Origin of the sequence: Paraburkholderia ribeironis (genome assembly GCF_900019265.1) — a bacterium.
In the GTDB taxonomy this organism is placed as follows: Bacteria; Pseudomonadota; Gammaproteobacteria; order Burkholderiales; family Burkholderiaceae; genus Paraburkholderia; species Paraburkholderia ribeironis.
In genome coordinates, this window is sequence record NZ_CYGX02000056.1 from 1 (window position 1) to 9,126 (window position 9,126).

The 9,126-nt window shown below is 63.4% G+C and carries 5 protein-coding genes and 3 pseudogenes; 1 reads left to right on the top strand and 7 read right to left on the bottom strand.

Going from position 1 to position 9,126, the window contains the following annotated elements; all coding sequences use genetic code 11:
* The 6 genes and pseudogenes from BN2475_RS23875 to BN2475_RS35745 all read right to left on the bottom strand — a co-directional run.
* A pseudogene (locus BN2475_RS23875) lies at positions 1-263 on the bottom strand (IS6 family transposase); the annotation flags it as partial.
* Between the two features lie 283 nt (positions 264-546).
* A complete protein-coding gene (locus BN2475_RS23885; protein ID WP_094781954.1) occupies positions 547-1,479 on the bottom strand; it encodes a hypothetical protein in 933 nt (310 codons plus the stop codon).
* The gene (locus tag BN2475_RS23890) at positions 1,476-2,444 is read right to left on the bottom strand and encodes a hypothetical protein (RefSeq protein ID WP_094781955.1); all 969 of its coding nucleotides are present in this window, start codon (positions 2,442-2,444) and stop codon (positions 1,476-1,478) included. The genes BN2475_RS23885 and BN2475_RS23890 overlap by 4 nt, the downstream gene beginning before the upstream one ends.
* Positions 2,445-2,448: 4 nt before the next feature.
* On the bottom strand, positions 2,449-4,131 hold the full coding sequence (locus BN2475_RS23895; RefSeq protein WP_094781956.1) for a hypothetical protein: 1,683 nt from the start codon (positions 4,129-4,131) through the stop codon (positions 2,449-2,451).
* Between the two features lie 103 nt (positions 4,132-4,234).
* On the bottom strand, positions 4,235-6,532 hold the full coding sequence (locus BN2475_RS23900) for a hypothetical protein (RefSeq protein WP_094781957.1): 2,298 nt from the start codon (positions 6,530-6,532) through the stop codon (positions 4,235-4,237).
* A 635-nt stretch (positions 6,533-7,167) separates the two neighbouring features.
* A pseudogene (locus BN2475_RS35745) lies at positions 7,168-7,329 on the bottom strand (IS3 family transposase); the annotation flags it as partial.
* Positions 7,330-7,335: 6 nt separating this feature from the next.
* Here BN2475_RS35745 and BN2475_RS23905 point away from each other — a divergent pair.
* Positions 7,336-7,689 (top strand): annotated as a pseudogene (locus tag BN2475_RS23905) (integrase core domain-containing protein); the annotation flags it as partial.
* A gap of 55 nt (positions 7,690-7,744) precedes the next feature.
* Here the strand turns inward: BN2475_RS23905 and BN2475_RS23910 are convergent.
* Complete coding sequence (locus tag BN2475_RS23910; RefSeq protein WP_245841542.1) at positions 7,745-8,731, bottom strand: recombinase family protein; 987 nt, start codon at positions 8,729-8,731, stop codon at positions 7,745-7,747.
* Positions 8,732-9,126 lie beyond the last annotated feature (395 nt).

Sequence of the window (9,126 nt, forward strand, 5' to 3'; positions counted from 1 at the left end):
GCCTGTGTTCGTGACGCACTTTCGTCGAGGTGCCACGTCGAGCGCGCCTTGTTGCGCTCCGCTTTGGCACGACGTGCGAACTGCGCGCCGAACCGGTCGCACCACTGGCCGATCGTCTCGTAGGTCACGCTCACACCACGTTCGAGCAACAGTTCCTCGATGTCGCGCACACTCAGATTGAAGCGAAAATACCACCGAACCGCGCAACTGATGACCGCCGCCGGGAAACGAAAACCGTGGTACTGTGATTTGCTCTTCTTCATCCCGACATTCTAGCTGGCAGCGATCTCAAGTTGACAGCGCCCTTTCTGACTGTCTCGCGGCCTACTGGGACGGTCACGCCCTGGTCTACGCTTTCCTGTGCGAGCACGGTTCCGAAACGGTCGACGAAGAGTTTGGCATGGACGACTACGTTTGGGAGGAATGGCAACCGACCCTCGAGGCATGACTGGTGCACCCGGTTTTCAGATTCCGCCCAGAAGTCCTCCGGTGGCTCGCTGATGCACCGCCATTCGAAGCTGGAATACGGAAGACTCCCCTTCCCCATCATCGACGCGCATCGGGCGGTCGGAGACATTCCAACACAGCAGGCGAAGCCGGCGTCGACGGGCGGCGGCGGAGTTGCCGCGCTTGCTGGAGCACTGGCGCACGCCAGACGATTCGCCCATCGTCCGAACCGCAGACCGCGGTATCGAGTGGCCAGCCGGCAGGATCGGCCGCGTACGACCAGCCGAGGTCTCGCAGTTTGTCCCGGCACGGCAGCAATTCAGTCACGCCCAGGCGAATCGCACGATCGATCGCATGACCGAGTTCGGCCGGATGCGGATAGTAAGGCGTCAGCAGGAACGCACGCTGCGGTGATGCGCCCGCCCACGCGAGTCCGGCGTCCACCATGTCGACGATCGCGGCCAGTCCGGAGGCATGCTCCGGCCCCGCGCGCTTGAGCAACACGGCAATGTTGATGTTCACGCAAAGATCGACGACGTTCGGATAGACCAGTTCATCCAGCCAGGTCAGATAAACGCCTTCGCGATGCCACGGCTTTGCGTCGGCTGCGACCCACCTCAGGCGAAACGGCTCGAGCTCCTGGCGCGCGGCGTGCGTCAGCCGCTGCGCAGGCCAGCGGCCGCCGTCGACCAACGCGAGCGTGAAGAGCGCGGTGTCGTCGGCGTCCGGTAGCAGCGCAATGGGCATCCACGCCGGCTGGCGCTCGGGCGGGTAGAACGAGAACACGCCGCGCCGGTCCGGCCGCTCGCAGCCCGCCAGGAAGTCGAGCGCGCGCGTTCGTGCCACAGCCAGCGCCGGTGTGGGGGGCCATGCTGAGAGTTCATGCAGGACGAGCGCGGTCACGAAACCGTTCTCGTCCGCGACCGGGCCTGTCGGCAGATCGACGACGGACCCAAACGCGCCGTTGGGCGATTGCGCGGCTAGCAGCGCATCCGGCGCAGCTCCGGTGGCGGTCGGATCGGTGACGCTCATGCCGACTCCAGCGGCGGCGCGACGCCAAACGTGGCGCCGAGCTCGGCGTCGCCGTGCACGGTGACGCCAAACATCGTGTGATGGGTCGTCGGGTCGTCGAGCATGGCTAGCGGCTCAGTCAATTGCGCGTAGAAGCGCAGGTCCCATCCGTGGCGCCGGCCAAGCTCCAGGATACGCGCCCGGGTCCGTCCATCGCCACCGAACAGCGCGCGCGCGTGCGTGTAAAGCGTGAAGGCGGTCGGCTCGCCACAGGCGGAGACCGAATAGCTGAAACCGTACAGATCGCCCGGAAGCTCGCGCCAGATCGGCACGAAGCAGCATTCGCCCAACAGTTCGACGAGTTCGCGATAGCGCGGCGCGAGATTCACCCGAGCGAGCAGCGCAACCAGGTCTGGCGCGATCATGCCTTCGATTCGCGAGTAGAACTCCGTGCGTTGCGAGTCGGGATCCACGCCGATCAGCTCGATGTGCTGGCGCTTGTCCGGGAGCGACTTGGGCCTGCCGATCACGTCGGCGGCAAAGGCGTCGCCATCGGCCGCCGCGTCCTTCGGCACCTCGAAGTAAAGCTTGGCGCGACACTGCCCCGCGCGATGCCGTCCACCGACATACGCGCCGAAGCGCAGCGGATGACCGGCCTGGAGCCGGCGAACCGCGTCGACAGTAGCCGCGGGCGCCGGCGCGGCGCCGAGCGCGGCGAGTTGCCCGAGCGCGGCATCGACCCCGCCGCGCGGATCGCTGCCGGGCCGCGCCGGGTCGATCGTATACCGCAACGCATCGTCGGCGGTGGAGAACGCGATCTCGACCGGGAAGCCGCTCATGGTCAGCAGGCTGCCCGTGAAGCCGTCGGCTGCACGGACGCGATCGTCGAGCAGGCGGAGCAGCCGTGTGCGCGCCTGCTCCGCGTCGTTGCCGTGAAAGTGCCGGGCGATGTGCAGCGCGCGTTCGAGTGCCGGGTGCCAGGCCATCGCGCTACCCCTGCCCGGTGCCGCGCGGGGGCAAAATCAGCAGCATGCTCGTCTGATTGTCTGCGGACTCGATGCGCATCGTCCCGTCCGCCAGGTAATAGCGGGCAACGTAGCCGTAGATCAGCGTCACGCCGTCGACGGACGTGCCGCTTGCATACCCGTAGCCGCTTTCGCGCGTGAACGGGAAGTCCTGCCCGTCGTTCGGCGCACTCTTGAACGTTACCGTCACCTTCAGGTGATCGTTCACGTTCCAGTCGATCAGCGACGGATCGAGCGTGACCGACGCGGGCAGCGTATGAGGCGTAACTTCCACGCTTGTGCCGGCCGTCGGGACGTCGAACGGCGTCAGCTCGTCGTGGACCTGCAGCGTGCCCGTGAAGACGGTCGCCGCGGAATCCGGATCGACCACCACGTACCTGTACGTGACGGACGGATGGGCGCGGTCGAGCGTGACATTCGCCGGACCGATGCCCTGGATCGCCCATGTCGACGACGGGATACCCAGGTTGCCCGATTCGCTCGTGCCGAGCACAAGCTGCACCTGATCCCCTGCACCGAGCTTGCGCGCGGTCAGCGTGACCGATTTCTCCCGCAGCGGAGACGCGGCGCTGACGAACGCGAGGGCGGGCTGCGCACCGGGCTGGATGACGTTGCCGGACTCGTGGCCGTTCGAGTCCGGCGTCTTGCCGGCGATCGTGTATTCGAGCCGGTACGAGAACGAGCCCGCCGTATAGTTGCTGCCCGCGACGAGGCGCACCGGCAGCGCGTGCTTCTCGTTCTTCCCGCCGGATTCATAGCGGACGTCGACGCTCTGGATGAGGGCGGGCATCGGGCCGGCGAGGACGAACTCGCGAATGCCGACTTCGTCGAGCGTGACCGACGTCGCGCCCCGCCCGTCGATGTCGCCCGAGTCGAACGGCTGGAGTCCGGCACTCGCCTTGAACGTGACGACGTAGCGATAGCGGTAGCCGAGCCGCCACGCGACCGGGGAAATCGCCGTCTGGAAGATGCCGGTCGACCACGGTTGCGTGTGTCCCGGATCGAAGACGCTGTGGCCAGGCGCTCCGCCCGGGTTGCCGACGGTCAGCGCGATCGATTCGATCGGCAGTGTTTCGAAGTAGTCCGCGACCGGCGTGAAGGTGACCGTCGTGACGGGCGGCAGCGCCGGCAGCACCAGCAGCGGCGTCGAACCGGCTCCCGATTGCGCCCACTTCGAGCCGTCGTTCAGCGTATAGGTCGCCGTCCACGTGTAGCCCGCGGCCGGCAGCGACAGCCAGCGGGCGGTGGCGCTCGCAGCGGTAAAGGTCAGCGGATGGCCGGCGAGCGCCGCGTCGACGCGCGTGACGCGGCTCCAGTCGATCAGCAGCGGTGTGACGGCGACGGCGGTGGTGGCGGGAATGCCGGCGCCGACCTCGATCGTCGTGCCGTCGGCCACCGTGAGCGGAATCGGCGTGGCTTCGCCGGTGGGGCCGAACTGCAGGCCGTCATACAGGACGCCGCCGGCGGTGGCGGGGCCGGGGTCGAACTGCCACGTGTCCTCCGGATGCGCAGCGGTGAGTGCGCACCAGTGGGTCGCGCTGTAATTGTGATCCGTGTCGAGGTAAACGAGGTTCAGCACGATCAGGCTGAGCGGCGGGTTATCCCCGTCCAGCCCGTGACCGACGATGTGATAGAGGATGTTCGCCATGGAGGCTCCGAACCGGTGGGTGCGTGCAGGAAGGCGGGGGCGACGGTGTCGTTTCCCCAGCGGCATTGCGGTCCGCCCGGGGCGAGCCGGGCGGTGGCGCACGTTATTTCGCGCTCGCGACTTCTTCCTCGTCGGCCAGGTTGACGCCCGTGATCAGACGGTGGTGGGCCACCTCGAGTGCGTGCGCATGCTCTTCCGGAACGAGGTAGGGCCGTTCGTTCGCCAGCACCTGCCTGCCGGTCCACGTCCTCGGCAGCACGAGCAGCGCCGACGTCATCGTCGTCTGCTGGATGACGACCGGCGATGCGTCCTTCGGATAGTAGGCGCCCTTGAAGTACCAGGTCAGGCTGGCCTCCGATCCTTTGAGCCAGAACGTGTAGTACTGACTGCCCGTCTTATCGAGGACTTTGAACGGGTGTTGCTGGATCGGTTTCCCGTCCTCCGACAGCAGGTAGGCCTCGATCGTGACCATGCTGTACAAATCCCACTGGATCAGCGACGGATCGATGGTCACCATGAACGGGGTCTGCTTCGCGGTGACGTTGATCCGTTGCCCCTGCGGCACGTACCACGGCGTCGGGTAATTGACGAAATCGTCGTCGTACACGATTTGCGCCGTCACGTCGTAGTAGGCGTTCTGGTTGTTCGGCGCGAAGAATTTCCACGTGCTGATCGGATCGCCTTTATTCTCGACCTGCCAAGTATAGGGCTGCACCGACACGCTGTTATTCGGATCGAAGTAGTACGCCGACACATAGACGTTTTCCATGCCTGTCGTCCACAACGGACTCAGATTGACCTGCTGCAGGTACAGCGAGGAGCCAATCGGCACGTAGTTCGTGTTTGTCGGCTCGCTAGGCGCGAGGGCCACGCTCGAACCATCTCCCATGACGTAGGTCACCGAGTAGGTGTAGTTCGTTGCATAGGGGAGCGCAGTCAGGAACGATACGTTCCACTTCTCGTTCGAATAGAACAGATTGGTCAGCGTCTTGGCCTGTGCCACCTGGCCAGGGGCCACGTTGGTGTTGACGAATACGAAGTCGACTTGCACATGCCGTACCGATTGCGCAGTGGTTCCAAACTTGATGTCCTGCGTCTCGAACGTGACAGCCAGCGCTGCGAGGTCGCCCGCAGTGAACGTCACGCTCGCCTGACCTTCGGCGGCGGCGTTGCCCGGGATCGTCTTCGAGACATACGACGTTCTGTCCGTGTAGGTGACGACATATTTGTACGAATAGCTCAGGTCGGGCGAGCCATCCGGATTGATGAACGCGGGGCGCTCGAAGGTCCAACTGGTTGTGCCCTTGGTCAGGGTCTCGGAGTCGTTGCCCGACGGCGACTGCACCAGGACCTGCACCGACGCGATCTGGGCGGCGATCAGGTCGACGTTGGTAATCTGGAACACGACCGAGAGCGGGCTGTAGTCGACCACCTCGTAGAGCCGGTCCCACACGTCCTTCGAGAAGGCGGGCAGCAGGGTCGACGACTGCGCAATCCAGTCGACCACCGAGTTCTGCGAGTACGTGTACGAGAACGAACTCACCTGGCTCATGCTGAACGTGTAGTCGTTTCCTGACGGATTATTCGCCTGCATCATCGCGATGGTCGAATTGACCGACTGGGTGACGGCATTCTGCAACGTCTGCTGCGCCCAGTTCGTGATCGCCTGCCCCTGCGGCGACATCGGGTCGATCTTGCCCCAGACATAATCGATCTTGCCGGACTGCGACTGGCTCAGGTACTGATTGACTTCGACGGTGCGGCTGGTTTCCGAACCCCAGACATTCCTGTCGATGTGAATGGTCCGCTCGTACTCATAGGCGACGAGCGAGTCGAACCCAACCGTGACCGTCACGCCCGGCAACGATCCCGGCACGTGCATCTGGTACTGGACATCGTACGTGCCGCCGTCCCCCGGACTGCTGAACGCGTTGATAAACGCAGCGACCGCGGCCTGGCTCGGCAGGGAGATCGAGAACGACGCGCGGGCACTCGCCTGCCCGATGTCACTGGTCGTCGGCGCCAGGGAAGGCCAGGCCACTGCCGAATATCTGTGCACCTGGCCCTGGTCGTCGGGATACTGGTAGTTGAACCAGGTCGTACCGAGGGTCCAGTCCCAGCCGCCGATCCGGACGTCGCTGCCGAACTTGTTCCGCACGGCCTCGATGGCCCCCGGCGGCGTTTGCAGGACGGTCTGGAAATTGCACTGTCCGGAAACGACTTTGCCGTTCGTGAACTGCTGCAGCGAGAATTCCGGCAGACCGCTCGCGGCGACCGCGAATTGCGGCTGCGGGACGATGTAATACTTTTTGGCGTCCTGATTGTCATTGTAAATCTGGATCGTGTATGACCTTCCGCCAAAATCGTACTTCAAGATATTCGAGCTTCCGATATCCAACATGACTCTTCTCCGTAACGTACCGTGACATGAAGTGAGCGCCGTGTTTCATGCCGACTGCCCCGCGGCATGCGAATGCATTCGACGCCGAAGCATCGATAGTCCGTGCGATATCTCCCGTTCTATTTCCTTCGGGCGCGCCGTGCCGGAATGCTCGACCTTGTCACCCGCGAGCCGGCGGGCGTTGTTTGAGTCATTGATACGGCCAAGCGAGCGACCGGCTCATGATTCGGATATTTTTGAGCACTGGCAACTACCAGAAATGGTAGGTACATGTGGCATGGGTTTTCGCGTTTCGTATCGAAGTGATTGCTGTCTGAATGAAATGAACGCGCCCCGCCCGTGAATGATCATACGAAGCAATTGGATCCTCACGGGCCAAAGGCGCCAGACCAAAATTGAAGGAAGATTGAGGCCTTCGCAGGGAAACAGGGAGATCCAGCATGAATTGCATGGCAGTGGGTGTGGACATGGGGGTGACCCGTTTCGGTGGACGGTTAGGCTGTTGAATCTTGTCTCGATTGATTTCCTCTAGGTTGGGCGATTGCATGAGTTGTCCACGGTCGGTCGGCGGGTCGCCTATCACGACTACGACGCCGGCCTGCGGTGGGCAACTCGCCAGCAGCGAGCATTTTTTGTTGATGCATCGTTTCGTAGCGGATTGGGGCGTAGTAGCCGATGGCGCTGTGCCGGCGGCCGAGGTTGTACCAGCCCTCGATGAAGGCGAACAGCTCCCGTCGGGCTTGCTCGTGTGATCCGAAGCGCGAGCGGGCCAGCAGTTCGCATTCGAGCGTGGCGAAGAGCTGATGCTGCGTGCGCCCGACATGGCACTCGTGCAGCCTCGCCCCGAGGGCGTCATTCACCACTCGGATCAGGGGGCCCAATACGTATCGAACCGCTATACGGATCGGTTGGTCGACGCTGGCATCGAGCCGTCGGTGGGCCGCGTGGGCGACTCCTACGATAACGCCTTGGCTGAAACGATCAACGGCTTGTACAAGGCAGAAGTGGTCCATCGCCTCGGACCATGGCGCAATCTGCAGGCCGTTGAAATGGCGCCGCTCGAATGGGTGGACTGGTTCAACAATCGTCGTCTCTTCGGCCCCATCGGCAACATTCCACCCGCCGAGGCAGAAGCCGCTTATTATGCATCTCGCTAGGTCTGCCAACGTGGCATAACTCAAGCAAAACAGCCTCCGGGAAACCCGGGGCGGTTCACTGTCCGCAAACAGTGAGACCCTGCAACAGGCACAGCGGCGCATTATCCCGGCGCTGGCGTGCCAGCTTGCGGTTCTCGGCAAGCTGCTCCTGAACGATTTCGAACAGTGCTTCGCTGATGATCGCCGGCACAGGAATTTCGATCCACTGCTGCCGGTCCGCGCGTTTTGCTGAATACGGTTTCCTGGGCACGTCGGCGCTGTGGCGCTGGACACGCACGCGCACTTGATGATCGCACACCTGCGTTTTGCCGAACGCGGCCCGCCCCATGTAAGCCGGATTGCGTAAGATGCCCCACACCACGCTGCGGTCCCAGTACGGCTTGCCCGATGCTGTCACGGTGCCCGTTTCGCCAAGCCTGCGTATCACGTCTCCGAGGCTCAGGCGCTCCAGCCCAACCCACTCGAAGATCGTCTTTACCGTGGCCGCCTGCGGCAGTTCGATGACGTACCGGGCTGGCGTCCCGTCAAGCTGTCTGCGGATATAGCGGTAGCCGTAAGGCGCCCCTGACAGCACATTGACGTTACCGCGTTTCGCACCGTGAAGCTTGCCGCGGCGGTTACGCTCGGCGATCTTTGCGCGTTCGTATTCCGCAATCATGCCCTGCATCTGCAGCAGCAGCGACTCCTCGGGCGTTGTGCCAATTGCATGATTGAGAAACACCACCTGTACGCCGCACGAGGAGAGCTCCTCCATCAGCAGCGCCTGGTGCGCATATTTACGCGCCAGGCGGTCCGGCGAGAGGATGTACAGCCGATCGATCGTCCCGAGCGCGGCGACGTCGCGCAGGTGCTCCAGTTGCGGCCTGACCAGCGTTGCGCCGCTCACCCCGGCATCAACGAAGCACATGTCCTCCACAATCTGCGCACCGTCGGCCTGAATACGCTCTTTCAATGCGGCGATCTGGCTGTCTATCGTGCCGCGTTTGCTTTGCTGCTCGGATGACACGCGCGCGTAGAACGCGACCATGGCAACGTTGCTCATCGTTTGCCTCGCTTCATGGCCATCACCGTCCCAGGCCTTGGGTTCGATGAGCGCCTCGTGCTTCGGGCATCGATCGGACTGAGCTGCTCGTAGGCCTTCTCCAGTTGTTCGCTGCAATAGCGGTTCGGCTCAAAAGCGAGACGTACTCGCCAGTGTTTGCGTCGTCCCCGTGTCATCGATTGGGCTCCCGGTTAGCGGGAGCAACGGCCTCAAGCACGAGAACCGAATCAATGGCAGGACATTCTCTGGACCATGGCGCCAGACGCTCCCTCGATATGCGAAGGCCCCATCTTACCCGCGAGTTTGCTATGTTGTTGCTGCGGCTATCACTCCGCCCTGGGGTGTACCGCGCACCCGTGGCAGTCTCGCTCCGTCCGCAGTCTCAAACGGCGCAG